Genomic DNA, 25,814 nt, shown 5'->3' on the forward strand with positions numbered 1-25,814 from the left:
AGGTGGCGTGGCGAACGACAGCGCTCAGGGTGGCCCTGGCGTCAGGCTGGTCGGTGGCTTCGGCGGCGGGGCTGTGGGGTTCTGGCAGCCGCCGCGAGGCCGTGGGTGGGGCGTCATCGTGGTCGCGATCCTGGTCGCGGTGGCGCTGGTCGTGAGCCTGGCGAAGCCGGCCGAGGCCGCCGACGGTGACCAGGCGCCGACCGAGTTCACGGCGAGCTTCGCGATTCCGGAGAACGTCGACCTCCCCAAGCTACGGGGTGTGGTGGCGGAGCTCAACAGCCGTCATGCGCTGCTGAGCGACACGCTCTACGAGGAGCAGGACCGCTTCGCCCCGGTCGATCTCGAGCCCGATGTCGATACGTTCACCGTGCAGCATGACTTCGACGGTGCCTTCGCGGTGACGGGCTCCACGCTGTCCCTCACCGTCGATCCGACCGGCGCCGTCCAGATCACGGAACTGACCGGGTGGCAGTGGTTCCTGATATACATCGGCTCCTTCGCCGTGGCCCTGCTGGCGCGCATCCTCTGCGAGGGCTTCTTCGGTGTCGCCACCGCAGGGCCGGGCACCATCCTCGCCGCGGCGTTCTGCGCGGCCCTGGGGAACTTCATCTCCACCTTCATTCCCCAGGCCGTGCGAGTCGTCGACGAGGGACACCAGCATGACGGCGGCGCCTGGGGCTGGGCGGTGGGTATCGCGGCAGTCGCCTCCTTCTTCGGAGTCGTCTGGGAAGGGTGGGCGGCTGGATTCGCGCGTGGTGGCCTGATCACCGACCTGAGAAAGATGGGTCAGGCGCTGGCCAACTGGGGTCGAAGCCTCACGGGCTGGGCTTCGTCGGCCTCTCCCGCCGCCGTCGACACCGGAATCGCACTGGAGGAGAACGCCGGGGCGATCGGCGAGGGCGTCGCCAGCGCGCTGGAGGACAGTGCCAGCGAAACCGCGACGGAGCTGCGCGTGCTGCCCCTGGGCGACTCGATCACCTACGGGGTCGGGACGCCGGACAACTCCAGCTACCGGGCACGACTGGCGCAGCTGCTGGGCGGCGTGGGCGGTCCCGTGAACTTCGTCGGCTCCCAGCGGACCGGCCAGCTGGCGGACCAGGACAACGAGGGGCACCCGGGCTGGACGATCAGCCAGATCAACTCCATCGCGTCCTGCACGATGCGTGAGTACCGGCCGAACGTCGTCCTGCTGCACATCGGCACCAACGACATGGCGCGCAACGTCTCCGTCGCGAGCGCCCCCGAGCGGCTGCGCAGCCTCATCCGTCAGATCGTCAACACCGCTCCCGAGACGACCGTGCTGGTCTCCACGCTCATCCCCTCCACGACTCCGGCGACCATGAACCGCATCCAGCAGTACAACGCGGCCATTCCGGGCATCGTCGGGGACTTCCAGCGGGCGGGCCGGCCCGTGCGCCTGGTCGACATGGGCGCGGTGACGCCGGGAGACATGACCGACTCGCTGCATCCGAACGCGAACGGGTTCCGGAAGATGGCTGAGGCCTTCCACCGGACGATCGACGGCGTCGTCAGGCGCGACGTCTTCCTGCGGGCCCGCAACGGTGTCGCCGGCGCCTGCGGTGACCTGCCGACGGGAGGCGGCGGCACCACGGGAGCGGTCGACCCCTCGGGCACCGGCCAGGACGGCTGGAAGTGGGAGGGCACGATCGCCTCCGGGGTGGGTGCGACCCGCGAGGAGGTGCGGTTCGCCGACCTCAACGGTGACGGCCGCGACGACTACCTGGTGGTCAGCCCGCAGGGCCAGGTGCGTGCGTGGGTGAACAACCGCAGCTCGGGCAGCACGTCCTGGACGTCTCTGGGGACCGTCGCCGCCGGCTCCGCGCCGCGCGAGGAGGTGCGGTTCGCCGACCTCAACGGTGACGGCCGCGACGACTACCTGGCCGTCGGTGCCCAGGGGCAGGTGCGGGCCTGGTTCAACGCCGGCACCGGCAACAGCGTGTCCTGGGCGTCCCAGGGGGAGATCGCCGGCAGTGTCGGCACGACCCGCGAGGAGGTGCGGTTCGCCGACATCAACGGTGACGGCCGCGACGACTATCTGGCCGTCAACACCCAGGGCCAGGTGCGGGCCTGGATGAACGTCCGCGGCCCCGGCGGTACGGGGTGGAGCTACCAGGGCGTCGTCGCCTCGGGGGTCGGGGCGACCCGTGACGAGGTGCGGTTCACCGACCTCGACGGTGACAGCCGTGACGACTACCTGGTGGTCGGTGCCCAGGGGCAGGTGCGGGCCTGGCTCAACGCCATCGGTGCGACCGGCGCGGAGTCGTGGCTGGTCCAGGGCGAGATCGCCGCCGGTGTCGGGGTGTCCCGGGAGAACGTCGAGTTCGCCGACATCGACGGCGGGGGCAGCAGCGACTACCTGGCGGTGAACAGCACCGGGCAGGTCTCGGCCTGGCTGAACGAGCAGTTCGCCCAGAACGACCGGTGGGACCGCCAGGGTGTGGTCGCCTCCGGGACGGGCGTGCCGCCGGAGGAGCTGCGGTTCGCCGATCTCAACGGTGACCGCAAGGAGGACTACCTGGCCGTCAGCCCGCAGGGGGCGGTGAAGGCCTGGCTGCGGGTCTCCGGCGGCTGGAACTACGTGGGCCAGGTCGCCTCGGGGGCCGGGCCGCGCGAGGAGGTGCGGTTCGCCGACCTGAACGGGGATGGCCGGGACGACTACCTGCTGGTCGGCGCGCAGGGCCAGGTGAAGCTCTGGCTCAACGTCGCCGGTGGCAGTGCCGGTATCTCCTTCCAGTCGAAGGGCGATGTCGCCACGGGCTCGGGGGCGCGGGACACGATCCGGTTCGCCGACATCAACGGTGACGGCCGGGACGACTACCTCGTCGTCGGCGCGCAGGGCCAGGTGCAGGGCTGGCTCAACGTCGCCGGTGGCAGCAGCGGGGTGTCCTGGCAGTCCGCGGGCGAGGTCGCCGCGGGCATCGGCCTTCCCGGTTCGATGATCACTTTCGCGGACCTCGACGGTGACAGCCGGGACGACTACCTGTCGGTCAACGAGCACGGCCGGATCTGGGCCTGGCTGAACAACCGCGGCGGCGGTGGCTCGACCTGGCTTGCCCAGGGCGAGATCGCCACCGGCGTCGGGGCGACCCGCAACCAGGTCTCCCTCGCCGACCTCACCGGCGACCGCCGCTTCGACTACCTGGTCACCTCCGCCACCGGCGTGGTGACCGCCTGGACCAACAACGGGATCGTCCGCAAGGGCTAGTCCGCTTCACCATCATGGGCCGGCCGGCAGCCTCCAACGGCTCCGGCCGGCCCATGGTTCGTTGCCGGCCCCGGTCCGGGCCGCCAGAGCTGCCCGGGTCGTCAGGACCGCCTGGACCGTCAGGACCGCCTGGACCGTCAGGGCAGGAAGGGCTGCCCGACAGCGATCACCCGTCCGGTCGGGTCGAGCTGGAGCAGGACCATGATGGACGGCTGGCTCGTGATGAACTCCCGCAGCTTCGCGAGCCCGCCGGTGAGGTAGACCTCGGGCTGCTCCCAGTAGGTGAACCTGACCTCGGGCGCCACGACGAAGTCCCGCCGTTCTCCCTCGATGATCCTGGTGCGGTAGCCGTCGAGGCAGGGATCGGGATCGCCGGCCCGCAGTGGACAGGTGATGTACTCGAGCCGGTCCAGGCTCAGCACGGTGCCGGTGGCGGCATCGGAGATGGCGACCGCGCTGCCGAGCTCGTGCACCTCACCGAACCCGGACAGCGGCGGGTAGGCCGCCGAAGGCATCGGGGTCGGTGCTGCCGTGGGCGGCGGAATGTTCGTACCGGCACTCGCGGACGGGCTCGTGGACGGGCCGACGGCCGCGGTGGTGGTGATCGGGGGGGCGACCGGCGTGGCGCCGGTGCCCGTCTCGCTGCTGCACCCCGCGGCGGCGACGAGGGCCACAACCATGCCGGCGGCCACGGCCAGCGGACTGAGACGGACCGACAGACCAGAAACTCTACGATGACCCACGGTGAGCGACTGTAGCGTCCTGATCATGCCGTGCCTGTCGGAAGGAAGCCAGTTTCGGCTGAATCGACCTGGTCAGCCCGCTCGGCGTGGCCGTTCTCCGGCATTCCGCGAGGCAGGCCTGTCCGGGGCCGGGGCGGGGCAGGCCCGGCTTCACCCGAGGCGGCCGGCGTCGTGGGCGGCCGCCTCGGCGGCCTGCAGCTGGGCCTCCACCAGATCGAGGCCCGCCGACCAGAAACCCGGGTCGGTCAGGTCGATGCCGACGATGCGGCCCAGGTCCTCCGGGGACCGGGAGCCGCCGGCGGCGAGCATCTCCAGATAGTGCGGGACGAACGCGTCGCCCTCGTCCACGTAGCGCTGGTAGACCGACAGCGCCAGCAGTTGGCCGTAGGCGTAGGCGTACACGTACCCGGGCGTGCCGATGAAGTGCGGGACGTAGCTCCACCACGTCCGGTAGCCGTCGGTCAGCTCGACCGAGTCGCCGAGCAGGTCGCGCTGGGTGGACGCCCACGCCTCGTTGAACTGTTCGACGGACAGTTCGCCGTCGGTGCGCCGCGCGGTGTGGACGGCGTCCTCGAACTGGTTCATCGCGGTCTGCCGGAAGACGGTGGCGATCGCCCCCTCGACCGACTCGGCCAGCAGGGCGAGGCGCGAGTCGGGCTCGGACGTCCGCGCCAGCAGCTGGTTGAAGACGATCGTCTCGCCGAACACCGAGGCCGTCTCGGCGACCGTCAGCGGCGTGTGCTGCTGCAGGATGCCCTGCTTCGCCGCCAGGGCGAAGTGGACGCCATGGCCCAGCTCGTGCGCGAGCGTCAGCACGTCGCGGCGCTGCGAGGTGAAGTTGAGCATGACGTAGGGATGCACCGACGGGACGGCGGAGCTGGCGAACGCGCCGCCCCGCTTGCCCGGCCGCACCGGCGCGTCGATCCACTTCTCGTCGAAGAACCGGCGCGCGTGACGTTCCATCTCCGGCGAGAACGCGCCGAAGGAGGACAGCACCAGATCGCGCGACTCCTCCCAGCCGAAACGCTCGTCGGCGCTGGTCACGGTGGCCATCCGGTCGTAGTCGACGAGCTTCGGCAGGCCGAGGACCCGCGCCTTGAGTCGATACCACCGCTGCGGGATGTCGTAGCGCGCCCGGACGGCGTCGACGAGCGCCCGCACCGACTCGTCGGAGACCTCGTTCGCCAGGTTGCGGCTGGTCAGCCAGGTCGGATAGCCACGCAGGCGATCGGTGACCGCCTTGTCGTGCAGAAGCGTGTTGAAGATGTACGCCCGGGTGCGCAGCCCCGGCGCCAGCGCGGCGGTGACAGCCTGGGCCGTCGCCCGCCGAACCTCCCGGTCGCCGGAGGCCAGCCGGCTCAGCGCGACGTCGAGCGCCTCCCCGCCGGCCTGCCCACCGGCTCCGTTGCCGGCGGTGGCGGTGCCGGCGGGCCGGCGGACCTCGATGGAGGAGACCTGCTCGGAGAACAGCCGGCTCCACGCGACCGCCCCGGTGACCGACTTCTCGGTCAGCAGCTTCTCCTCCGGCTCGCTGAGCAGATGCGGCCGGTAGCGCCGCTCCAGCCGCAGGTAGTGGCGTGCCTGGTCAAGCCCGTCCGCCGCCAGCAGCCGCTCGGCGACCTCGTCGTCCAACGCCGCCCACTCGAGGCCGAAGAACAGCAGGGTGGTGCGGATCGCGGTGGAGCGCTCCCGCACCTTCTGCAGCAGCGCGCCCCGCGCCGGATCGGCGGTGTCGGTGGAGAAACGCAGTGACGCGTAGCTGCCGGCCCGGCCCACCAGCTCGTGGACCGCCGTCAGCTCGGCCATCGCGGCCACCAGCCCCGGCCCGTCCAGCGCGGCGACCTGGCCGGCATGGCTTTGCGCGAACTCCTCGGCCCGCCGCCGGGCCTCGGTGAGGAGATCCTCGATGCCCTCCTCGCCGCGGCCGTCGAGCAACGGGCCGAGGTCCCAGGCGACGACGTCGAGGGCCGGATCGGACTGCGTCTCGGTAGCCATTCCCGTACGCTACCGGCGCCCGGCCCGGCCCCCGTGCACGCGGCCGCAGCCCGGCGCCGGGACCGTACGAGAGGCCGGCGCCGGGCCGTGGCGCGCTACTTGCCGGCGACGTCCGGTTGCGTGTCGGGCCGTGGTGCCAGTCGCTTCTCCGGTCCGGTGGCTGCCGCCCGGCGGCGGCGCATCACCGCCCGGGTGACCGGCTCGACGAAGCGGGCCGCGATGGGGCCGATGACGGCCATCAGCAGGACATAGCTGGCGGCCAGCGGGCCCAGGCGGGGTTCGACCTCGGAGGCGACCGCGAGGCCGGCGATGACGATGGAGAACTCGCCGCGCGCGATCAGGGCGGTGCCGGCGCGGAACCGCCCCAGGGTGGCGATGCCGGCGCGCTTCGCCGCCCACCAGCCGGTGATCGTCTTCGTGGCGACTCCGGCGATGGCCAGCAGCGCCGCGGCCAGCAGCGCCGAGGGGATCTGTGTCGGGTCGGTCTGCAGGCCGAAGAACACGAAGAAGACCGCGGCGAACAGGTCACGCAGCGGGCTCAGCACCTCCCGCGCACCCTCGGCGACCGGGCCGGACAACGCGATACCCACCAGGAACGCGCCGACCGCGGCCGAGACCTGCACCTGCTGCGCGACGCCCGCGACGAGCAGCGCAAGGCCGAGCGCCCGCAGCAGCAGGATCTCGTCGTTGCGGTCGGACGCCGGATTGAACACCAGCCGTGTCACCTTCGCGCTGTGCCGCAGCGCGAGGAACAGGACGCCGACCATGGCGCCGAGCGCGATGGCGAGCGACAGCGCGCCGCGGGCGATCGTCTGGCCGGCCAGCAGCGCGGTCAGAACGGGCAGGTAGACCGCCATCGCGAGATCCTCGAGGACGAGCACCGACAGGACGACCGGTGTCTCCCGGTTGCCGAGCCGGCCCAGGTCGGCGAGAACCTTCGCGATGATGCCGGAGGACGAGATGGCCGTGACGCCGCCCAGCACGACCGCCGCGCGCCAGCCCCAGCCGAGCAGGAACGCGGCGGCCACCCCGGGCGCGGCGTTGAGAGTCAGGTCCAGGACGCCGGCCGGTGCGTTGCGGCGCAGGCCCACCAGCAGCTCGCCCGCGGTGTACTCCAGCCCGAGGGTGAGCAGCAGCAGAACGACGCCGATCTCGGCGCCGATCTCGATGAACTCCTCGCTCGCGCCGAGCGGGAGCAGGCCGCCGTGCCCGAAGGCGAGGCCGCAGATCAGATAGAAGGGGATGGGGGAGATACCGAATCGGGAGGCGGCGTGGCCGACGAGGCCGAGCAGAAAGAGAACCCCGCCCAGTTCCACCATGATTGACCCGAGGTCATGCATATGGTCGCGGCGCCCTTCAGCCGGAACGCAGCAGTTCGCCGACGGCGGCGGTGTTCTCCGGCGTCCCGACGACGACCACGACGTCCTCGGCCTGGAACCGGAAGTCCGGCCGCGGGGAGGCGAGGACCTGCCGGTCGCGGACCACCGCCACGATCGAGGCGCTGGTGCGCGTCCTGGCCTGGGTGTCACCCAGCCGGCGCCCGTCGTACGGCGAGCCGGGAAGAATCGTGATCTGCTCGCCGACCAGCCCGGCGAAGGCCCGGCTCAGATCGGCCAGCTTCTCGACGATGTGGGGTGCTCCGAGCAGCTCGGAAAGCACATCGCCCTCCTCGGCGGTCAGGGCTATCGACTCGGCGCAGGAATCCGGGTCGGTGGCGTCATAGACGACCAGGTCACGGCGGCCGCTGTGGTGCGAGACCACACCGATCCGCCGTCCGGTGCGGGTCGAGAAGTCGTGGCGCAGACCGATACCCGGGAGGGCGGTCTCATCGACGTTCATGCGAAACCTCGTCAGTGATGTCTGTGTCGAGTCAGGAGAAGGGGAACGGGCCGTCAGGAAGGGCATCACCGGCACTGCCGGGGCATCGGATTCCGGCACCGCCGGCGAAAGAGGCGGGAGCCCTCGGCAGGTGGGAGAAGGGACGCGGCAGCCCGCGCCCACCGCGCGCCGGGCCGCGCCGCGCCGGGCCGCGCCGGGCTGGGCTGGCGCCCTGGCACCCGAACTACCGGCGCCGGGACGCGGGAGACCGCTGCGCCCGCTCGGGCGTCACCCGAAGACGGGACCGCCGTAGGCCGGTGAGTTCCTGCCTGCGGGCTGGCGAGCAGCGGATCCGCGGGTTCCGGACGTGTGCCGGTGTCGTGTGCGCACGGGGTGCGAGAAGTGGTGCCCTGTCCGCGCGCTGTCGGGTGACGTCCGATGTCGTCGGACGTCGCCTCGGTCAGGCGTGGCTGTGACGAGGCGGAGCGCGTGCGCCGCAGTCGTCGATCGGACCGCGCAGGCGGGCCGACGGGAGTGCGGACCGCCGGCCCGCAAAGACGGCGCGGAGAAGGAACAGCGCGAGCGCGGCGACCGGGCCGACCTCGTCCGGGCCGTTCCACGAGGCGAACCAGCTCGCCAGGCGGGCCCCGCGGTCGATGCGGGGTACCGGCACGGCGCCGTGGACGGCGGCGGTGGCGGACAGCGCCGTGTCCCCGGCGGCGCGCATCCCCCCGTACTGGGGATCGCCCGACCGGGTGGCGGTGGCGGTGCCGACGCACAGCAGTGCCGCGAGGACGGTGACCGACATCCACGCTGCCAGGGCATGCAGGCGGCGAGGCGCTGGCACAGCGACAGGCTAGGGCAACCACGACGGTCGGCGCGTTCCGTCATGAACTTCGCCATAAGCGTCCGCCGGCCGCGCCCGGCGCGCGAGGTCAGCTGCGGGTGAGCCGCTCGCCGTGGTCGAGCTCGGACGACGTCAGGACATCCGAGCGGCTGGCACACAGCCGCCAGTGGGTGAGGGTCCCGTCCGGGCCGCGTAGCTGCCCCGTGGCCAGGGCCGCCTCGACGCGGCGGCGGACCGGATGTTCGTTGTCGGGGTCGGCGGCGAAGAGGATCCGCAGCCGTACGCCCTGCTCCGTCCGGACGGCGTCGGTGTGATGGGGGGCGGCCGAGCACGGCGAGGGATGATCCCAGTGCCCGCACAGCGCCACGGTGACCGCGGCGCCAGGGGCCCCGATGTCACCGTCATGCGCCATCTCGACGACTGCCTCGTGGACGAATGCCTGGCGCATGGCGTCAGTCTGGCACGAGTCAGGACATGAGGTTCTCGATCAGGACGGTGTCGTGCTCGGCGGCGACGAAGCGGGGATGGTCGAGGAGGCCGCGGAGGAACTCGGTGGTGGTGACGACCCCCGGGCCCTCGGCACGCAGCTCGTCGAGGGCGCGGCGCATCCGGGCCAGGGCGCGGGGCCGGTCCGGGGCCCAGACGACGACCTTCGCGAGCAGCGAGTCGTAGTAGGCGGGGATGCGGTAGCCGGGTGTGGCGTGGGTGTCGACCCGGACGAACGGTCCGGCCGGGACGGCGAAGTCGGTGAGGGTGCCGGGCGCGGGGGCGAAGTCGCGGCGCGGGTTCTCGGCGTTGATGCGGCATTCGATCGACACGCCGCGGGCGTCGACGTCCGCCTGGGTGAAACCGAGCGGCTCGCCGGCGGCGATCCGGATCTGCTCGGCGACCAGGTCGAGGCCGGTCACCATCTCGGTGACGGGGTGCTCTACCTGGAGACGGCAGTTGACCTCCATGAAGTAGTAGCGGCCCTGCGGATCGACGAGGAACTCGAAGGTCCCGGCGCCGACGTACCCGCTGGCCAGGGTGCCGCGCACCGCGGCGGCGCACAGCGGCTCGACGATCTCGGGTGGCAGGCCGGGGGCGGGCGTCTCCTCGACCAGCTTCTGGTGGCGCCGCTGCAGGGAGCAGTCGCGGGCGCCGAGGTGGACGGCGGTGCCGTGCGCGTCGGCCAGCACCTGGACCTCCACGTGGCGCGCGGAGGCGAGGTATCTCTCGACGTAGAGACGGCCGTCGCCGAACACCGCCTGGGCGGTCGCGCGGGTGTGCCGGTAGGCACGGTCGAAGCCGTCGGGGTCGTGCACGACGCTCATGCCGCGCCCGCCGCCGCCGGCCGCGGCCTTGATGATGACCGGATAACCGATCTCGGCCGCGGTCACGGCCGCCGCCTCGGGCTGGTCGGCGGTGCCGCGGCTGCCGGGCAGCAGCGGCAGCCCGGCCTCGGCCATGATCCGGCGGGCGACGGCCTTGTCGCCGAGGCGGGCCATGACGTCCGGCGGCGGGCCGATGAACGTGAGGTCCTCCGCCGCGCAGATCTCGGCGAAGTCGGGGTTCTCGGACAGGAACCCGTACCCGGGGTGGATGGCGTCGGCCCCGCGGATGCGCGCGGCCTCGATCACCGCCGGCATGTTCAGATAGCTCTCCCGCGACGGTCCCGGGCCGATCTGAACGGACTCGTCGGCGAACGCGACGACGGCGCTGTCACGGTCGGCCGTGGAGTACGCGGCCACGGTGGCGATGCCCAGCTCGCGGCAGCTGCGGGCGATCCGCAGCGCGATCTCGCCGCGGTTGGCGATCAGAACCTTCTTGATCATCGGCTGTCGCCGTGGGGCACGTCGACGTCCAGGGTGAGCAGGGGCTGGCCGTACTCCACCGGGGTGGCGTCGGCGACGAGGATCTCGCGGACCCGGCCGCCGCGCTCCGCCTCGACCGGGATCATCAGCTTCATCGCCTCGATGATCCCGACCTGCTGGCCGGGGACGACGGTGTCACCGGCCCGGACGAACGGGTCCGCGCCCGGCTCGGGGGCGTGGTAGAAGACGCCGACGGTGTGCGCCGGGACGACGAACGCGAGCGCGTCGTCGGAGCCGTTCTGCGCCGCCGACCCCGCCGACCCCGCCGACCCCGTCGGTCCCGCGGTACCGGGCCCGGCGGGCAGCGAGGCCGGTGCCGACGGGAACGCCGCGGACGGGCGCGCGGCGCCGTGCGGGGAAACGTCGCGGCGGTCGGCCGCGGCCGGTGCGTGCGCGGACCCGCCTGGCCCGGCGGATCCGTCCGGCGTGGTCCAGTCGATCTCCACGGCGAGGTCGCCGGCGGACACCCGGACCCGGCTGACGGGTCGTGCCCCGCCGGCGCCCGCCTCCTGCGCGGCGAGGCGCAGGACGGCCAGCACCTCGCCGAGTCCGCTCTGCCCGTGCTCGCCGTCCTGGCCGGCAGGTGCGGGCCTGGGTGCGGTGGGTGAGGCGGGTGCGGTGGGTGAGGTGGGTGCGGGGGCCGGTGTCGTGGAGGTGCCGTTGGCGGTGGTGATGGTCAAGAGGATCGCCTCGCCTCGTCGAGATCGGCGGTGGAGCGGTGTCCACCCGTCGGCGGGCGTGCCGCCGGGACGGTGGGGGTCGGGGTGCCGAAGCGGCGGAAGCGGGCCCGGCGGCCCGAGACGAGCGTCGGCGGGTCGAGCGGGATGAGCTCCGCGAGCGTGCTGGTGAGCGCGGCCCGCAGCACGTCGGCGGCGCCGAGCGGGTCGACGTCCGCGCCGCCGTCGGGCTCGGGGATGACCCCGTCGACGATGCCGGCCGTCAGCAGGGCGCGGGCGTCGACCCGCAGTGCGGCGGCGGCGTCGGGGCCGGCCGCCGGGTCCTTCCACAGGATGGCGGCGCAGCCCTCGGGGCTGATCACCGAGTAGATCGCGTTCGCGCACATCAGTACCCGGTCGGCGACCGCGAGGGCGAGCGCGCCGCCGCTGCCGCCCTCGCCGGTGACCACCGCGACGACGGGCACCGGCAGCCCGGCCATCAGGCGCAGGTTCTGCGCGATGGCGACGGCCTGGCCGTTCTCCTCGGCCTCGATGCCGGGATGGGCCCCGGCGGTGTCGATCAGGGTGATGACCGGCAGGCCCAGCTTCGCGGCCAGCCGCATCACCCGGGCGGCCTTGCGGTAGCCGCTGGGAGAGGGCATGCCGTAGGAACGGGCGGACAGCTCGGCCGCGGTGTGACCCTTCTGCGTTCCGATGACGACGACCGGTGTCCCGTCGAGGCGGCCGAGGCCGGCGACCATGGCCGGGCAGTCGGCGGCGGCCCGGTCGCCGTGCAGCTCGGTCCAGTCCTCGACCAGCGCCCCGATGTAGTCCAGCGCGCTGGGGCGGCCGAGCCGGCGGGCGAGCCGCACCGCCTCCCAGGGGTGCCGCTGCACCAGCAGCTCGGGCTCCCGCACGACAGCCCGGCCGGGCGCGGCGGGTGCCCCGGCCGCGGCGGCGGGCACCGCGGGCTCGACGGTGGACGCCGGGCGGCGGGTGGCGACGCCGAGCAGGCGCGCGAGCGTCGGGCGCAGCGCCGGCCGCGGGCTGATCAGGTCGACGACACCGTGCTCGAGCAGGAACTCGGCGGTCTGGAAGCCGGGCGGGAGGGTCTCGCGGATGGTCTGCTCGATCACCCGGGCGCCGGCGAAGCCGAGCCGGGCGCCGGGCTCGGCGATGATGACGTCGGTCAGCGTCGCGAACGAGGCGGCGACCCCGCCGAACGTCGGGTCGGTGATCAGTGAGACGGTGAGGATGCCGGCCTCGTCGAGCTGGCCGATGGCCTGCGCGGTCTTGGCCATCTGCATCAGTGAGAGGGCGCCCTCCTGCATCCGCGCGCCGCCGGAGGCGGTCACCAGCAGCAGCGGGGTGCGCTCCCGCAGGGCGATCTCGCACGCGCCGGTGATGGCCTCGCCGACGGCGGCGCCGAGGCTGCCGCCGAGGAAGCGGAAGTCCATCACCGCGGTCACGACACCGCAGCCCTCGATGGTGCCGCGGGCGACCAGGACCGCCTCGGGCATGCCGGTCGAGGCGCGGGCGGCGCGCAGCCGGTCGGCGTAGGGCCGGGTGTCGACGAAGCCCAGCGGGTCGGCCGCGGTGACCGGGGTGGCGACGATCTCGGCGGAGCCCTCGTCGAGCAGCAGGCCGACCCGCTGCGCGGCGGTCAGCCGGGCGTGCCAGCCGCATTCGGGGCAGACGTGCCCGCCGCGGGCGAAACGCCGCCCGTAGATCATCCGTCGGCAGCCGTCGCAGACGAGCCAGGCGGGTGTCCCGCCGTCGTCCACCTCGGGCTGGTGCTGGAGTACGGGTGCAGTCATGTCCGTCGTCCCTGTTCTGCGGAGCCGGAGCCGTGGTGGCCGGAACCGGTGTCGGGGGCATGGCCCGGTCGGGGGTGGGCGCGCGGCAGGTAGGTGGTGGCCGTGGCGGGCAGCCGGACGCCGGCCTGCGCGAGCACCGCCACCCGGGAGGTGAACGCGGCGCCGTGCATCAGCTCGGCGGCGATCGCGGCGGCGTGCCGGTTCTCCAGCGGTTCGAGTGCGCTGGCGCGCACCCAGGAGTTGAACGCCCCCATCGCCGGCCCGCACCAGACCTGGTAGTCGGCGACACGGTCCGGGGTGCCGGTGATGCTCCACCCCGACGACAGGCCGAGGTACCAGCGGAACACCAGCGCCATCCGCCGCTTCGGGTCGTCCCGTGCCCGTTCGATCTGGTCGGGGTCGCGGGACGTGAAGTAGGCGACGGTGTCCGCCCAGACGTCGTCGAGCGGCCGGTGGAAGATCCGCCGTTCGAGCGCGGCGCGCTCCTCGGCGGGGATGTCGTCGAGGCCCGCGTGCCGGTGGTAGAGGTCGTAGAGCCGGCGGGCCTTCGAGGCGAACATGGTGCCGCGGCTCAGGACCTGAACCTCCGCGCCGATCTCGAACATGTCCGCGGACGGGGCCTGGGCACAGTCGGTGACCCCGGCGGCGGCCAGCAGGCGCTTGGTGGCCGGCGACTGCGCCGCCTCGACCGCCGCCTGGTTGACCGAGCCGGTCACCACGTAGTCCGCGCCGAGGGCGAAGGCGGCGGCGACGGCCCGGGGGGTGCCCAGCCCGCCGGCGGCCCCGACCCGGACGGCCCACCCGCCGGTCTCGGCGCGCCGGGCGTCCCGCAGCGCGAGCAGCTCGGGGAGCAGGACGGGCAGTGGCCGGCGGTCGGTGTGGCCGCCGGAGTCCGCCTCGGCGGTCACGTCGTCCGCGAGCGGCACCGCGGCGGCGAGCGCGGCCTGCTCGGCGCTGACCAGCCCCTGCTCGACCAGCCCCCGGACCAGCGCGGCCGGCGCCGGCCGCAGGAACAGGTCGGCGACCTCCGTCCGCGACACCTTGGCGACGACGCGGTTGTCCGCGACGACCCGCCCGTCCGGACCCCGGCGCAGGCCGGCGAGCCGGTAGCGCACCACCTGCGGGGTCAGGTCCAGGAAGGCGGAGGCCTCGACGCAGCGCACCTGGTGGCGCAGGCAGGCGTCGACGACGTCCCGCTCCATCGCGGCCTCGTTCGGGCTGTGGATCAGGTTGCAGGCGAACCGACGTCCGCCGACCCGCCGCCGGATGTCGGCGAGCGCCTCGTCCACCCGCGCGGCGACGACACCGGCCGCGCCGAAGGAGGCGAGGTAGCCCGCCTGGGCCAGGTTGACGACCAGGTCGGCCGAGGCGATGCCGTTCGCCATCGAGCCGGCCATGTACGCCTGGTCCACACCGTGGTCGCGCCGGAAGGCGGGGGAGCCCAGCCGCCGCGGCGGCAGCGGGCCGGCGGCGGCCAGCACCTGCCCCGCCGCGGCGGCGGCCCGCTCGTCGCCGGTGACCGCGATCCCGGCCGCGTCACGCACGACGTAGACGGGCCGGTCCAGGTCGGCGAGCACCTGGTGGACGTCCCGCGGCGCACGCGCGAGCACCGGGGCCGGCAGCCGTGCCGGCAGCACGGTCGCGCTCACCGTGCTCACCACGACGGCGCACCCTCGTCGCGCAGCTCGATGGCGATGTCGGTCAGCTCGTAGATGCGCATCGTCGGCTTCCACAGGCTCGCGTCGGCGGTGACGCGGACCCGGCCGGGCCGGCGGCTGACATCGGAAATGTGCACCTCCAGGGTGAACGTCCCGTCCGTGGGGAGCAGCTGGCCGCGGTACTTCCAGTGCAGAGTCACGCCGACGGGCAGGACGAACCCGGGCCGCGCCATCCCGTCCGCGTGCCCGGCGTCGACGGCCCACTCCTGCAGGGCCTGGAGCACCGCCTCCACCCCGAGCGAGCCGGGGATCACCGGGTCCAGGTGGAAGTGCCGGGCGAAGAACCAGTCCCCGGGGTCGATCGGCCGCTGCGCACGCAGGTAGCCGTGCCCGTGCCGGCCGCCGCCGTCGACCACCTCGACGTCGTCGAGCAGCGCCAGCTGGCCCCGCGCGCACAGCGGCGCGGCCGGGTCCGCGCGCCGCGCGGCCACGTCGATCGTGCGGATCGCCGGCCGTTCCCGCTCGTCGAGGGCGTCCAGCCAGGTCGGGACGAGCCGGCCGCCGTCCAGTCCGGTCTGGCGGGCCAGCGCCGGGGCGTTGAAGTACCCGAACATCGACTCGCCGCGGTAGAACGGCTCGCCGTCGACCGCCATCTCGTAGGAGAAGTCCTGCAGCGCCGTCCCGGGCATCGGGTTCGTCGACAGCAGCGTCGAGTGCTGGCGGATGGTCGCGGCGCGCAGCTCCACCTCGCGCAGCACCGTGGCGCTGCCGCCGAGGTTGCGCAGGCTGTAGTCCTCGGCCGGCTCGGCCACGGTGGCCCCGAGATAGTAGCCGAGCAGCAGCGCCGACTGCAGGGACGTCTCCATGTACACGCAGTTGGGCATGGAGGCGTTCGCCGTGTCGGCGAAGTACCAGGAGTCCGCCGCCGCGTCGTACTCGGTGATGTGGGTGGCCCCGCCGCGCAGGTCGCCGCGGCGGGAGTCCGTTGCCATGATCCGGTCGACGAGCCGCAGCCCGCCGCCGGGCAGCCGGGTGGCGCGGCGGCCGCGGTAGCCGCCGAACTCCGGGCCGAGCCCGATGCCCTGGTCCCCGCGGGCGCAGTGCGCCATGTGGAACTCGCTGAGCAGCGCCCGTTCCCCGGCGGCGTTACGCCGACCGAGGTCGGCGGTCACCGCACCGCCGTGCTCGGGCCCGACCGGCGCGCCGGGCCGTTCCCGGACGGTGACGGCGACGTCGTCGAGCTCGGCGACGAGCCGCCCGCCCGCGTGCACCAGCACGCGCGCGGCGAGCCACGGCCGCGGCAGGAGATCGATCGTGTCGACCTCGAGCTGGATCTCCCCGTCTGCGCCGTCCCAGTCCCGCCCCGCCTCGGTGAGGTGCACCGACGCGGCGGGGTGTGCCGGGCCGGTGCGCGGGCGGCCGTCCGGATCCTCGGCGGGTGCCTCGGGGACGAAACGCGCGTCCGCCAGGCACAGGTGCAGCCCGGCGTACAGCGCGAACACCCGCACCGCCTGCCCCGCCGCCGCCAGCAGCCCGCGGGCCAACCCGTCACCCAGCGGCAGTCTCCCGTCCCCCAGGGGCAACAGCCCGGCGCGCAGGGAGCCGGCGCTCCGGGTACCGCCCCGCAGGCGCAGGTCCGCGACCCAGCCGAGGAGCGTCGGTGCTCCGGGCTCCGTCAGGGTGACGTCCGGGTTGACGCCGTGCTGCTCGTAGGGCGCCCCGAAGACGGCCGCCACCTCGCCGCGGCTCAGCGCGGCCAGGTCGGCCGCGTCCAGCGCGTCACGCGACGTGCGTGCCAGCGGCTTGAAGGACGCCTCCGTGATCCGAGGGCTGGTCTCCTGCGGAGCCGCCGCCGGTCCTGCCGGTCCTGCCGGCCCCGCGGCCAGTGCCGGCGGTGCCGACGGACGTCGCTCAGGCACCGGGAGCTGCTCAGGCACCGGGAACGCAGCCCCGAGGGAACGGGACGGACCGGCGAGGGTGAGCCGGCTCAGCGCGAGCTGCGCGACCAGTGCGGAGTCGTGCCCCGCGGCCATGACCGCGCCCACCTCCCTGACCAGGGCGGCGATCTGCACGGCGGACCGGCTCCCGCCGGACGGGCCGGGGCTCGGGACCGCGGGCGGCACCGTCCCGCCGGTGGGCGCCGGACCCGCGCCCACCGCCGCGCTGCTGTCGGCCGCTGTCAGACGGAGGGGGTCGAACGGCTCGCCGTCGAACTCGAGGGTCTCGTCGAACCGGAAGGTCTCGTCGAAGCGGAGGGCGTCGTCGGCCAGCGTCATGAGGTCCCCTCCTGCTGCCAGCGGGCGGCGCCCTCGGCGAACTTCGCGGCCATGTCGGGTGTGCCGACCATGGCCACGTCGTGCAGGCGGACGAGGATCCGCCCGTCGCGGCCGACGGCGGTGACCCGGCTGACGACGCCGGTGTCGCTGACCTTCGCCTCGTCGACCACCACCGCGAACGGTTCGCCCGCGGGCAGCGGCGCCCGGTAGTCGATCCGTCCGACGGCCAGCGGCAGGCAGGCCTGCCCCGTCAGCCAGCGGCCGAGCACGGACGGGCCGTGCAGCAGCAGGTCGGCGAGTGCCGGGTCGTGGGCGGCGCCGGCGAACGCGCCGTGCGCGACCGGCGCGGCGGACAGCTGGCACTCGAGGATCACGCTGTCCGCGCCGCGGTCGAGGATCCGCCGGATCCCGCGGAGCAGCGGCCCGTGGAAGAGTGTCCCGCCGGTGTAGATCTCCAGTCCGTCCTCGCCCGGCGCGGACCAGGCGGCATCGAGCCGTGGCCAGTCCTCCACCTGGGCGGGTGCCGGCAGCTTCGGCGCGAGTACCAGCGTGGCCGCGTACCGGGAGAGCCCGACCGGGAGTGCCCCCGGGCTGCGCACACTCGCCCGCACGACAAGCCGGTCACCGTCACCGTCACCGGACGGGTTCGGATCCGGGTCCGGCTCGGCCGCCGCCGCGTGCAGGCGCAGGGTCAGCTCCCCGGTCCCGTCGAACACGACGCCCTTGTGGACGTCGAAGTCGCGGACCTCGACGACGACGCGTCCCGGATGGGTCCGCTCGGCGGCGTTGACGAGCCAGCCGATCGCGAACGTCGCCGGCAGGACGGGGAACCCGCCGACCTGGTGATGCAGGATCACCGGGTCGGTGGCCAGCTCCGTCAGGTCGCGTCGGGTCACCAGCGCCGGGGCGGGGCGGCTGCCCGCCGCGCCGGTCAGCGCCTCGGCGGAGCCGATGAGAACGCGGACGTCCCCGTCGTGCGGCGGGGTGAACTGGTCGGCGAAGGCCTGCGCGCCGGCGGCCCGGTCGATCAGGGCGACACCCCGGGAGCGGAACAGCTCCCGCAGGTCGGCGTCGACCATGCCGCCGTCCCAGGCGCCCCAGTCGATCGCGGTGACGTGCCGCGCCGGCTCGGTCTGCTTCCAGCCGGCGGCGAGGCGGCCGAGGGCCTCGTTCGCCGCCGCGTAGTCGGCCTGGCCCGGGTTGCCCATCAGACCCGCCACCGAGGTGAACAGGACGAGGTGGCGCAGCGGCGAACCGGGCCCGTCCCCGAGAGCGCCGAGGACGTTGCGCAGCCCCGTCAGCTTCGGTGTGAGGACGCGGCGGACGGCGTCCGGCGTCTTCGCCGTGAGCGCGCTGTCCGCGAGCGCCCCGGCGCCGTGCACCAGCGCGCTGGCCACACCCCGGTAGGGCGCCAGCGCGGCGGTGACCGCCGCCCGGTCGGCGATGTCGACGCTGAGGTAGGTCGCGCTGGCACCGACGGCCTCCAGTGCCGCCAGGGTGTCGCGGATCTCGCGCCGGGCCAGGACGTCGCGCCGGGCGGCTTCCGCCTGGCGGGGAGTCGGCCGCGCTCCGCCCGTGCCGGCGCGGGCCGCGAGGTCCGCGGCGGCGGCGGCGAGCAGGCCGGCGTCGGGGATCCCGTCCGCCCAGCCCGGATCGGCGTCGGCCGCGGTCCGCCCGAGCAGCACGAAGTGCGCCGGGACCCGCGTCGCGAGTGCCCTGACGCAGTCCGCGGTCACCCCGCGGCCCCCGCCGGTGACGATCACGGTCTCGTCCCGACCGAGCACGGGAGCGGTGGCGGGCTCGGTCGCATCCACCTCCGCATCCGCGGCCGGCCCGGCCCCGGGGCGTGCCCCGGCGCCGAACGGGCCGGGTCGCACCGTCCAGCGGGTTCCGTCCGCGTCGACACCGACCTCGAGCAGGTCGGTTGCCGCGTCCCACAGCTCGGTCAGTGCCAGCTGTGCCAGCGCTGCCGGCGTATGGACGGGATCGATGTCGAGAGCGCGGCAGAACAGGGCCGGTTCCTCGCGGGCCAGTGTCTTGACGACACCGGCGGCACCGCCGAGGAGGCCCTGCGCCGCGGGTGCCGTGCCGCGCAGCCCCAGTCCGCCGTCAAGCCGGGTGATCGTGGCGAACGCGGCCCGGCCACCGCGGGCCGTGGCGCGGGCGAGTGGGCCGGCGGCGTGCTTGGCGACCAGGACGGCCTCGGCGAGCCGGCGAATCCCCGGAGCCCAGGCATCGGTGTCGGATCTGGCGGCGGCGTCGGCTTCTCCCCGGGGGGCGGCGAGAAGCAGGAGGCACAGGTCGACGGTCCCGTCGCCGCCCAGCGTGTCGTCGAGAGCCTGCTCGACCGCTGCCGCGTCCCAGCCTGCGAACGGGTCGGCCAGGTCAGTCGCCTCCGACCCGGTGTCGGTGGCTGAGGGCGCGCTGCCGGGGAGGAACAGGGTGCGGATGGTGAAGCCGCGCTCGATGAGCCCCTCACGCAGGGCGGTCAGGGTCTCGTCGTTGCCAGCCGTACCCCCGGCGTCGACGAGAACCGCGACCGGACCCGACCCGTAGGGGCTCGCGTCCAGGACGTCGACGGCCGAGGTCGCGACCAGTTCGACGCGCTGACGGGCCAGCGGGGCCTCGTCCGGCCGGTCGGTGCCGGCGGGGGCGCCGATCGCCGTCGCCGTCGCGTCCGCGGTCTCCGCGGGAGTGCTGGTGGCGAGTGAGGTGAGGACGTGGTGGGTGATGTGGTCGAGGGTGCGCATGTCGGCGAGGCGTTCGGGGCCGACGGCGGGGAGGGTGGGGAAGTGTTCCTGGAGGGCGCCGAGGATCTGGACTCGTTTGATGGAGTCGACGCCGAGGTCGGCTTCGAGGTCCATGGTGGTGTCGATCATTTCGGCGGGGTAGCCGGTCCGGTCGGCGACGACGCTCAGCAGCGCGGCGCGCACCGCGTCCTGCCCAGGTCCCGCGGGAGCCGTCGCCCCGTTCACGCTGGACGCGCCGTCGACGCCTGCCGCGCCGTTCGTGCTCACAGCGCCGTTCGCGGCGGCCGCGCCGGTGACATCGCCGGTGGGTGCCGCGGGAGCGGCATCGGTCGACCTGGCGACAGGACCGCTGCCGGCCTCGCCGTGGGCCCCGGACACCGGCGAGGCCGCCTCGGGCCGGTACCCGTTGCCGTTTCGGTTGGTCTGCGCCGGCACCAGCGGCACGAACGGAACGGCCGGGCCTGGCAGCGGGATCTCGGTACGGCCAGGTGGCGTACCGCCGCCGGTGGGGAGTACCTCCGGCCCGGCCGGCAGCCGCAGGCCCGCGAGCGCGGCGAGGACCTCGTTGGCACGGGTGTGGGTGCGGCCGGTGGCGAGGCTCTGCTCCTTCACGTGCTCGACCGCCGCCGGCACCCAGCCCGGCAGTGCCGCCTCGGTGCCTGAACGCAGCAGGGCGACCAGTTCGCCGGCGATCTGGAGCTGCCCGTCCAGGTAACGGTCGTGCAGGTCCAGGTGCCGGTTGACCGCCTCGGTGACCGCCGCCGGATCGAGCAGCGGCTCACTGACCGTCTCCACCGGCGCGACCGCGTGGGACCCGTTACCGGCCCACGACCCGTCCACGGCCTGCGCCGCGGCGACGGCCGGCTCGGCGACGGCTGGTTCCGCGGGCGCGGGCTGCGGGGCGGCGGTGAGCGGAGCCGCGGACGGTGCGATCGCGACGGACGCCGGTGCAGCCAGCGCACTGACCCGGAAACCGTCGGTCAGGCCGGCCGCGTACAGCGCGCGTCGGGAGTCGGGGATGTACTCCGCGCCCGTCAGCGTGATGGTCATGCCCCTGCGGGCAGGCACCTCGTCGGCGTCACCGGAGTGGGACGCGGGGTCGTACCGGTTGATGTCGGCCAGGGGGAGACCGAGCACCGCGAGCTGCACCGCGGCCTGCTTGAGCGCCACGTCGCCGTCGCGCAGCGGGCCGCCGTCGGTGGAGACGACCACGACCGGCTGGCCGTCGAGGATGCGGCGGGCGAGCTGGGCGAGGACCTGCTTCGGCCCGAACTCGACGAAGACGTTGCACCCGTCGGCGCGCATCGCCTCGACACCGGCGACGAAGTCGACGGGGGCCAGCAGCTGGCCGGCGAGCACGTCCCGGTTCGCCGCCGGATCCGCACCGTAGCCTGCGCCGGCCGTGTTGGCGTACACCGGCGTGGCGGGGACCCCGACGCCGACGGCGTCCAGCTCCTGGGAGAAGCGGTCGACCGCGTGGCCGACGTGGCGGGTGTGGAACGCGGCCGAGACCGGCAGCAGCCGGCCGGTCATGCCGCGCCGCGCCAGCTCCTCGAGCACCTCGGCGACGGCCTGCGTGCCGCCGCCGACGACGACCTGGTCGGGCGCGTTGTGGTTGCAGACGACCACGTCGGGAAACGCGCCGAGGATCTCCTCGATCTGCTCCCGGCCGGCCTGGACGGCCGCCATCGTCCCCGGGTCAGCGGCCTCGGTGCCGGTGCCGGTGCCGGTGCCGGTGTCGGTGTCGCTGTCGGCCGTGTCGGTGGGAGGTGCCATCGCGGCGCCGCGGGCGCGGGCGAGGCGGAAGAAGGCGGTGTCGTCCAGCGCCCCGGCGGCCCACAGCGCGGTCAGCTCGCCGAAGCTGTGGCCGAGGTGGCCGGCGCAGCGCAGGCCGAGCTCGGTGAGGTACCGGTACTGGCCGGCGGACAGCGCGCCGATCGCCGGCTGGGCGTACCGGGTGGCGCGCAGCCGGGACTCCTGCTCCTGGCGCAGCTCCGGGTCGAACACGGGCGGCGGGTACATGACCGCGGCGAGAGGGGTCGTGCCGTCGGTGAACGCGGCGTTCGCGTCGTCGACGGCCTGCGCGACGGTCGGCACGCCGAGGACGGTGTCCAGGCCCATCTCCAGGTACTGGCTGCCCTGGCCGGCGTACAGCGCCCCGACCCGCGCGTCGGGCAGGGCCCGGCGGCGGTAGTACACCCCGGCCGGGTGGGTCCACTCGTCGGCGTCGGGTGCGGCGGTGAGCTGCGCGAGCGCGATCCGGAGCAGGTCCGCGCCGTCGGTGTCGCCGGGCGCGGTGACGAAGCCGATCCGGGCGTGGTCCGCGGGGATCGGGTCGGCGGGGTCGGCGCCGTCCACCGGCGGGGCGCCGGACTCGAGGGCGGCGCGCAGCGCGGCCGGGTCCTCGGCGTGCCAGAGCCACGCGCGGGCGGTGCGGTGCACCATCCCGGCGGCCGGCCGCAGCGCGCTGTGCTCCTCCAGGACGACGTGGAAGTTCGTCCCACCGAAGCCCATCGCGGACGCCGCCGCGCGCCGGACCGGCCGGCGCGGGTCCCGGATCCACGGCCGGGTGCGGGTGTTCACGTACAGCGGGGTCGCGTCCTCGGCGAGCGGGCCGGCCGGCCGTTCGACGTTGATCGTCGGCGGCAGCGTCTTCTGGTAGAGGCTGAGCGCCAGCTTCATCAGGCTGGCCGTGCCCGCCGCGCCCTTGGTGTGCCCGATCTGCGACTTGACGCTGCCGATCGCGGCGAAGTGCGTCTGTCCGCCGGCCGCGGCGCGCAGGACACCGTCCAGCGCGGTGAGCTCGGTGCGGTCGCCGACCGCGGTGCCGGTGGCGTGCGCCTCGAACAGCTCGACGGACGACGGGGAGCAGTCGGCGTCGGCGTAGGCGCGGCGCAGGGCGCGTTCCTGGCCCTCCGCCCGCGGGGCGTAGATGCTCTTCGAACGGCCGTCGCTGGACGAGCCGAGCCCGCGGATGACCGCGTAGATCCGGTTGCCGTCCCGCTCGGCGTCGGCGAGGCGGCGCAGGGCGAGCATGCCGATGCCCTCGCCGATGAGGGTGCCGTCGGCGCCCTCGTCGAACGGGCTGATGCGGTCGGACTTCGACAGTGCCTGCGTCTTGCTGAAGCACATGTAGCCGAAGATCGAGTTCTCGGTGTCGGCGCCACCGGCGATCATCATGTCGGCGCGGCCGTCGACCAGTTCGGCGATCGCCATCCGCACCGCGGACAGCGACGCCGCGCAGGCCGCGTCAACCGTGCTGTTCATCCCGCCGAGGCCCAGGCGGTTCGCGACCCGCCCGGCGGTGACGTTCGCCAGCAGGCCGGGGAAGGAGTTCTCCTCCCAGGGCGCGAACGCCTCCGCGTAGCGGGTGGCGATCGCCGCCGCGTCGTCCTCGGTCAGCCCGCAGGCGCGCACCACCTCGCGCAGCACCGGCGTCGTGAGCCGCGCGGCCAGCGGGTGCATCAGCGGGACGGGCCCGGTGACCCCCAGCACGACCCCGGTCGACTCCGCGTCGTACCAGGCGGAGCTCGGTGCGCCGGCGTCGCGCAGCAGATCCCGCGCCACGACCAGGCTGAGGGTCTGCAGGGTGCTGGTGACCTCCAGCTGGTTCGGCGGGAGACCGAACTCCAGCGGGTCGAAGTCGACGTCCGGGACGAAGCCGCCGCGGCGCGAGTAGGTGTGGTCCGGCCTGGTCGGGTCGGCGTCGTAGTAGTCGTCGATGTTCCAGCGGCTGGCCGGGACGTCGGTGATGCAGTCGCGGGCGTCGACGATGTTCTGCCAGAACTCACGGGCGTCACGGGCATGCGGGAAGAGACCCGCCATCCCGACAATGGCTATGGGTGTGTCGGCGAGTCGCCGGGGCGGTTCGCTCTCGCGCACGATGGCCCTTTCCTCAACAGGTGGGACGGGACGTCAGGAGGGCAGGCGTCAGTAGGACAGGAGCCCGACCCCGGCGCCGACACCCGCGGGCTCACGGCCGACCGGGGTCATGCCGGTGCGGCGGCCCACGAAGTCGGCCATGGTCTCGGCGAAGTGGCGGTGGCCCTGCGGGTTCGGGTGCAGACCGTCGGCGTCCCACAGGTCCGGGCCGTGCCACTCGGTCGCCGTCCCGATGTCGAGGCACAGCGCGCCGGCCGCCGCGGCGGCCCGGGCCAGGGCCTCGTTCGCGCGGGCGAAACGGTCGCGCAGCAGCGCCCGGAACGGCGCCGGGATGTCCAGGTTCCCGGGGATGTCCGGGTAGGTCGCGGTGAACAGGACGGTGTCCGGGCCGGCGAGGCGGCGCAGGATCGCCCGCAGGTTGCCCGCGAAGCGGTCCGGGTCGTAGTCGCTGACCAGGTCGTTGACGCCGCCGATGAATCCGATCATGGTGGCCTTGTTGACCAGCGCGGCCGGTACCTGCCGGTCGAGGATGTGCCCGGTGGTGGCCTGGTGGGTGCCGAGGTTGCGGTAGCCGCCGGGCGGGATCGCGAACAGGTCGGCGAAACGCGGCACCCAGCCGCCGTACGAGCCGTCGGGACGCAGGTCACCACGGCCCTCGGCGAAGCTGTCGCCGAGGACGACCAGCCGTGCGCGGTTCATCGTCCGCCCCCCTCGGATGCGAGGCCGCCGGGCAGCCGGCCGCTGGTGATCCAGGTCGCGGCGGCGCGCCCGATGACCGCGCTGTCCTTGACCCAGGCGAAGTGGTCCCGGTTCTCGACGCCGGAGGACTCCACGACGTGCCAGCGGGTGAGCTGCGCGGCGGGCATCCGGGAGCACAGGAAGTCGACGTTCGAGGCCGGGCCGAGCCGGTCGTCGTCCAGCGAGATCGCGAGGACGGGCAGGCCCAGCGTGCGCAGCGCGTCGTCGTGCCGGCGGGAGGAGCCGCGCGGCCGGCACCGGCTCGTCCGTGACTGGCGGGCCCAGTCGACCATGACCTGGCCGGACATCGCCCCGCCGATGAGCATGCCGCCGGGCCAGAAGCCGCGCACCCGGGCGACCAGACCGATCGTCTGGATCTTCCAGAACGCCTCGAACCAGTCCCGGCGTGCGAACGCCCGCCAGTAGGGCGTGCCGGTGCCGATCGTGAGGACGCCGGCGACGCTCCCCGGCGCGGACGCCGCGTGGAACAGCGCCAGCTGGCCGCCGAGACTGTGCCCGAACAGGTACAGCGGCGCGTCGGGGAAGCGGGCCCGGATCGTGGCGACCACCGCGGGGACGTCGACCTCGATCAGCTCTCGGTAGCCGAAGTTCGGCTGCTCGCGCAGGCCCGGGGTGCTGTCGCCGTGGCCGCGCTGGTCGCACAGCACCACCGACAGCCCCGCGCCGTGCAGGGCCGTCGCCAGCGGAAAGTAGAACTTCGCCTTCAGCGCCATCGCAGGCAGCAGCGCGACGACGGGGGACGTCCGGTCCTCCTGGGCCAGGATCCGCAGCATCAGCGTGATGCCGTCGCCGACCGGCACCGGCACCTTCTCGGTGGGCACACGCTCCCCGGCGCGTCTGCCCCCGGTGACCGGCGCCGCCGCTGTCGTCGGTGTGGACGTCGTGGCCTTCGTCGACTCGGTCGTGGCCATGGTCAGTCCCCGGCGATCGCGCAGGCGTAGTCGAAGTGGAACCGGGCCACGACGACGTCCGCGTCGTCGTACAGCACGGCGCGCACGTCGAGATCGAACCGCTCCGGCCCGGTGCCGGCGCGGACGCGGCGGGTCTCCCGTTCGTCCACCAGGCCCACCGCGCGGATCCGGCCGCGGGCCGGCCGGCGGAACGCCGAGCGCGCATCGCGGACGACGAGGCTCTCGAACCGGCTCAGCCGCGCCGCGAGCGCGCCCGCCACCGCCGCGGCCCCGGCGAGGTCGGCGGCGAGGAACAGCGCACCGGCGTGGACGGTGCCGAGCTGGTTGGTCAGGTCGGCCCGGTCCGGGATCTCCACGACGGAGCGCTCGGCGTCGATCTCGGTGATGTCGATGCCGACGAACCGCCGGAACGGCACGATCGCGTTGGCGATCTCCCGGATCCGGTCGAAGTCCGGCGCGGACGTGTCGGCCGTCGCCTGGTCGAAGATCGCGAACGGCCCGGCCGCGCCGCGAGCGGTCTCGCCCGGGCCGGCCGGCGGGGCGCCGGCCTGCCGCGGCGGCGTGGCTGGTGCGGACGTCGATGTCATCTGCTCTCCAGGACGGGCGTGGGGGCGGTGGACGCC

16 protein-coding genes are annotated in these 25,814 nt (G+C 74.2%); 1 reads left to right on the forward strand and 15 read right to left on the reverse strand.

Translation table 11 applies throughout. From position 1 onward, the window contains the following. Positions 1-7: 7 nt before the first annotated feature. On the forward strand, positions 8-3,226 hold the full coding sequence (locus AB1460_RS16970; RefSeq protein ID WP_368962407.1) for an FG-GAP-like repeat-containing protein: 3,219 nt from the start codon (positions 8-10) through the stop codon (positions 3,224-3,226). Positions 3,227-3,363: 137 nt separating this feature from the next. Here AB1460_RS16970 and AB1460_RS16975 read toward each other — a convergent pair whose 3' ends face one another. The 15 genes from AB1460_RS16975 to AB1460_RS17045 form a co-directional block, all read right to left on the reverse strand. Then, positions 3,364-3,906, reverse strand: coding sequence for a hypothetical protein (locus AB1460_RS16975; RefSeq protein WP_368962409.1), 543 nt, complete (start codon positions 3,904-3,906; stop codon positions 3,364-3,366). Positions 3,907-4,119: 213 nt separating this feature from the next. Continuing rightward, the gene (locus AB1460_RS16980; protein ID WP_368962410.1) at positions 4,120-5,964 is read right to left on the reverse strand and encodes a M3 family oligoendopeptidase; all 1,845 of its coding nucleotides are present in this window, start codon (positions 5,962-5,964) and stop codon (positions 4,120-4,122) included. 95 nt (positions 5,965-6,059) lie between these two features. Continuing rightward, complete coding sequence (locus tag AB1460_RS16985) at positions 6,060-7,304, reverse strand: cation:proton antiporter (protein WP_368962412.1); 1,245 nt, start codon at positions 7,302-7,304, stop codon at positions 6,060-6,062. Between the two features lie 16 nt (positions 7,305-7,320). Further along, positions 7,321-7,803 (reverse strand): cation:proton antiporter regulatory subunit, encoded by a 483-nt coding sequence (locus tag AB1460_RS16990; protein WP_368962414.1) that lies wholly within the window; start codon positions 7,801-7,803, stop codon positions 7,321-7,323. 439 nt (positions 7,804-8,242) lie between these two features. Then, a complete protein-coding gene (locus tag AB1460_RS16995) occupies positions 8,243-8,590 on the reverse strand; it encodes a hypothetical protein (protein ID WP_368962415.1) in 348 nt (115 codons plus the stop codon). Between the two features lie 127 nt (positions 8,591-8,717). Further along, positions 8,718-9,077, reverse strand: coding sequence for a hypothetical protein (locus AB1460_RS17000; protein ID WP_368962416.1), 360 nt, complete (start codon positions 9,075-9,077; stop codon positions 8,718-8,720). Positions 9,078-9,096: 19 nt separating this feature from the next. Beyond that, positions 9,097-10,443 carry an acetyl-CoA carboxylase biotin carboxylase subunit gene (locus AB1460_RS17005; RefSeq protein ID WP_368962417.1) on the reverse strand — a complete coding sequence of 449 codons (1,347 nt, stop codon included), beginning with the start codon at positions 10,441-10,443 and terminating at the stop codon, positions 9,097-9,099. Continuing rightward, a complete protein-coding gene (locus AB1460_RS17010; RefSeq protein ID WP_368962419.1) occupies positions 10,440-11,162 on the reverse strand; it encodes an acetyl-CoA carboxylase biotin carboxyl carrier protein in 723 nt (240 codons plus the stop codon). Before AB1460_RS17010 ends, AB1460_RS17005 begins: the two co-directional genes overlap by 4 nt. After that, positions 11,159-12,955, reverse strand: coding sequence for an acetyl-CoA carboxylase carboxyl transferase subunit alpha (accA, locus tag AB1460_RS17015; protein ID WP_368962421.1), 1,797 nt, complete (start codon positions 12,953-12,955; stop codon positions 11,159-11,161). Before accA ends, AB1460_RS17010 begins: the two co-directional genes overlap by 4 nt. Then, positions 12,952-14,604, reverse strand: coding sequence for a PfaD family polyunsaturated fatty acid/polyketide biosynthesis protein (locus tag AB1460_RS17020; protein ID WP_368962422.1), 1,653 nt, complete (start codon positions 14,602-14,604; stop codon positions 12,952-12,954). The genes accA and AB1460_RS17020 overlap by 4 nt, the downstream gene beginning before the upstream one ends. Before the next feature lie 5 nt (positions 14,605-14,609). After that, the gene (locus AB1460_RS17025) at positions 14,610-16,889 is read right to left on the reverse strand and encodes a beta-ketoacyl synthase (protein ID WP_368962423.1); all 2,280 of its coding nucleotides are present in this window, start codon (positions 16,887-16,889) and stop codon (positions 14,610-14,612) included. After that, positions 16,886-23,521 carry a beta-ketoacyl synthase N-terminal-like domain-containing protein gene (locus tag AB1460_RS17030; RefSeq protein ID WP_368962424.1) on the reverse strand — a complete coding sequence of 2,212 codons (6,636 nt, stop codon included), beginning with the start codon at positions 23,519-23,521 and terminating at the stop codon, positions 16,886-16,888. The genes AB1460_RS17025 and AB1460_RS17030 overlap by 4 nt, the downstream gene beginning before the upstream one ends. A 48-nt stretch (positions 23,522-23,569) precedes the next feature. Further along, positions 23,570-24,220 carry an SGNH/GDSL hydrolase family protein gene (locus AB1460_RS17035; RefSeq protein WP_368962425.1) on the reverse strand — a complete coding sequence of 217 codons (651 nt, stop codon included), beginning with the start codon at positions 24,218-24,220 and terminating at the stop codon, positions 23,570-23,572. Further along, on the reverse strand, positions 24,217-25,191 hold the full coding sequence (locus tag AB1460_RS17040; RefSeq protein ID WP_368962426.1) for an alpha/beta fold hydrolase: 975 nt from the start codon (positions 25,189-25,191) through the stop codon (positions 24,217-24,219). The genes AB1460_RS17035 and AB1460_RS17040 overlap by 4 nt, the downstream gene beginning before the upstream one ends. 2 nt (positions 25,192-25,193) lie before the next feature. Then, positions 25,194-25,778, reverse strand: coding sequence for a YiiD C-terminal domain-containing protein (locus tag AB1460_RS17045; RefSeq protein WP_420497295.1), 585 nt, complete (start codon positions 25,776-25,778; stop codon positions 25,194-25,196). Positions 25,779-25,814: the final 36 nt, after the last annotated feature.

Origin of the sequence: Parafrankia sp. FMc2, assembly GCF_041008525.1 — a bacterium.
In the GTDB taxonomy this organism is placed as follows: domain Bacteria; phylum Actinomycetota; class Actinomycetes; order Frankiales; family Frankiaceae; genus Parafrankia.

Coding starts and splice junctions, on each gene's coding strand:
- AB1460_RS16975 (WP_368962409.1), bottom strand. CDS start 3,906: ATGGTTGTGGCCCTCGTCGCCGCCGCGGGGTGCAGCAGCGAGACGGGC.
- AB1460_RS16980 (WP_368962410.1), bottom strand. CDS start 5,964: ATGGCTACCGAGACGCAGTCCGATCCGGCCCTCGACGTCGTCGCCTGG.
- AB1460_RS16985 (WP_368962412.1), bottom strand. CDS start 7,304: ATGCATGACCTCGGGTCAATCATGGTGGAACTGGGCGGGGTTCTCTTT.
- AB1460_RS16990 (WP_368962414.1), bottom strand. CDS start 7,803: ATGAACGTCGATGAGACCGCCCTCCCGGGTATCGGTCTGCGCCACGAC.
- AB1460_RS16995 (WP_368962415.1), bottom strand. CDS start 8,590: ATGTCGGTCACCGTCCTCGCGGCACTGCTGTGCGTCGGCACCGCCACC.
- AB1460_RS17000 (WP_368962416.1), bottom strand. CDS start 9,077: ATGCGCCAGGCATTCGTCCACGAGGCAGTCGTCGAGATGGCGCATGAC.
- AB1460_RS17005 (WP_368962417.1), bottom strand. CDS start 10,443: ATGATCAAGAAGGTTCTGATCGCCAACCGCGGCGAGATCGCGCTGCGG.
- accA (WP_368962421.1), bottom strand. CDS start 12,955: ATGACTGCACCCGTACTCCAGCACCAGCCCGAGGTGGACGACGGCGGG.
- AB1460_RS17025 (WP_368962423.1), bottom strand. CDS start 16,889: ATGACGCTGGCCGACGACGCCCTCCGCTTCGACGAGACCTTCCGGTTC.
- AB1460_RS17035 (WP_368962425.1), bottom strand. CDS start 24,220: ATGAACCGCGCACGGCTGGTCGTCCTCGGCGACAGCTTCGCCGAGGGC.
- AB1460_RS17040 (WP_368962426.1), bottom strand. CDS start 25,191: ATGGCCACGACCGAGTCGACGAAGGCCACGACGTCCACACCGACGACA.
- AB1460_RS17045 (WP_420497295.1), bottom strand. CDS start 25,778: ATGACATCGACGTCCGCACCAGCCACGCCGCCGCGGCAGGCCGGCGCC.